This window comes from Bacillus sp. AFS059628, assembly GCF_002571225.1.
Taxonomy (GTDB): Bacteria; Bacillota; Bacilli; order Bacillales; family Bacillaceae_G; genus Bacillus_A.
Genome location: NZ_NVEC01000160.1, coordinates 1 through 1,830, shown reverse-complemented (window position 1 = coordinate 1,830; position 1,830 = coordinate 1). Strand labels below are relative to the sequence as shown.

3 protein-coding genes are annotated in these 1,830 nt (G+C 34.6%); 1 reads left to right on the top strand and 2 read right to left on the bottom strand.

Going from position 1 to position 1,830, the window contains the following annotated elements:
* Positions 1–55 precede the first annotated feature (55 nt).
* Together hfq and miaA are read right to left on the bottom strand one after the other, a co-directional pair.
* Entirely contained in the window at positions 56–280 is a 225-nt protein-coding gene (gene hfq / locus COL05_RS30750) for an RNA chaperone Hfq (RefSeq protein WP_000813896.1), read from the bottom strand.
* A 21-nt stretch (positions 281–301) separates the two neighbouring features.
* Positions 302–1,255, bottom strand: a complete 954-nt coding sequence (miaA, locus tag COL05_RS30745) for a tRNA (adenosine(37)-N6)-dimethylallyltransferase MiaA (protein WP_098671346.1) — start codon at positions 1,253–1,255, stop codon at positions 302–304.
* A 181-nt stretch (positions 1,256–1,436) separates the two neighbouring features.
* On the opposite strand from miaA, the gene COL05_RS30740 reads away from it, so the two are divergent.
* Positions 1,437–1,682 carry a hypothetical protein gene (locus COL05_RS30740; RefSeq protein WP_098671345.1) on the top strand — a complete coding sequence of 82 codons (246 nt, stop codon included), beginning with the start codon at positions 1,437–1,439 and terminating at the stop codon, positions 1,680–1,682.
* Positions 1,683–1,830 lie beyond the last annotated feature (148 nt).

The following is a 1,830-nucleotide window of genomic DNA, read 5'->3' as shown; positions in this document are numbered from 1 at the left end:
CTTTTAGGGGTCACTTCAAACTCGCTCTTTTTTTGTTATGTACAATAATTCATTACTACTCTAATTCAATTGAAACATTTTTTTGTGGTACGAATGTAGAAATTGCATGTTTATAAATAAGCTGTTGCTTACCTTCTGTTTCCAGTAGGACTGTAAAATTATCAAATCCTTTAATTAATCCACGAAGCTGGAAACCATTTAATAAGTACAGCGTAACAAACGTATTCTCTTTACGGAGTTGATTTAAAAATTGATCTTGAATATTGATTGATTGCTTCATGTCGAATCCTCCTCTTTTTCTCTACTTACTATTATTCGACTTTAGTTGTAGCTTTCCTTCTATGTATCGTAAAATTTCTGACGTTTTTTCACCGTCTGTAACATCAAACCATGTGACATCCATCTTATTACGGAACCACGTTAATTGACGTTTTGCATAACGACGTGAATTTGTCTTTAATTGTGATACCGCTTCTTCTAAAGAGACACGATTCTCAAAATAATCGTATAACTCTTTATACCCAATCGCTTGAATAGATTGACACTCTCGTATCCCTCTATTATACAATCCTTCTACTTCTTCTAATAAACCTTGTTCCATCATTATATCAACTCGTAAGTTAATGCGATCGTATAGCATTTCTCGATCCATTGTCAAGCCAATCAAGGAAACATCGTATAATAACTCATTTTCTTGTTTTTCAAGCTGATCACTCATTTTTTCACCCGTCGTGTGAAAAATTTCTAAAGCTCTAATGACACGGCGGACATTATTTGCATGAATACGCTCAGCGCTTTCTGGGTCTATTTCTTGTAATTTTTTATGTACATATTCCACGCCACGTTCTACTGCTAACTTTTCCATCTGTTCTCGGTATGTAGTATCACCAGCATCATCCGTAAACTGATAATCGAATAAAACGGATTGTATATACAAACCCGTTCCACCAACGATAATTGGCAATTTACCACGTTCTGTAATCTCTCGAATATGCTTACGAACACGTTCTTGAAATTCAGCAACAGAAAATGATTCTTCCGGATTTTTTATATCGATCATATAATGTGGAATTCCGTCCATCTCTTCTTTTGTCACCTTTGCGGTTCCAATATCCATCGTACGATAAATCTGCATGGAATCTCCACTTATAATTTCACCATTCAACGCTTTGGCAAGATCAATACTTAACTTCGTCTTCCCAACAGCAGTTGGTCCAATGATGACAGCAACTTTTTCACGTTGCACTTCTCCCATATCATTCAACTCTCTTTATGTAATGTACTCCATCTATTGATTATATCCAATCTTACCAATTTTAACGGCATGATTGCAAGTTCTTTCATTTCGGTACATGAAATTATAAATAAAAAAGAGCATAGTTTGTCCAATTCCGCATATACATGAGTAAAAATACCTTTGAGGGGATGCGTTGACTATGGAACAATCTGCCATCAATTTTTCATCTTTAACAAAAGACCTCATTTTAGCTACTGCTACAAAGGAACAAAATTGTTCACAAGAAGAATTATACTTCGCTTTAAATTGTTTGCTACGTTCTTTTCATTCTACTCTCCAAGAAACTACATTACATCCTGAAAATAAAAATACAGAGTACATACAAAATCAATTTTGCAGTGCATATAAAATCATTACAGGTAAAACAATTTATCCTTTTCAATGATCCATAAAAGGCGGTTGCTTACACACTTTCAAGCAACCGCCTTTCATATTAATACATATACACTATTCTATAACTTTTACTTTTACAGATTTGCGCCCCCAGTTACTCGCGCTACCATCTGAACCTACTAAAACATCAATACGATTTC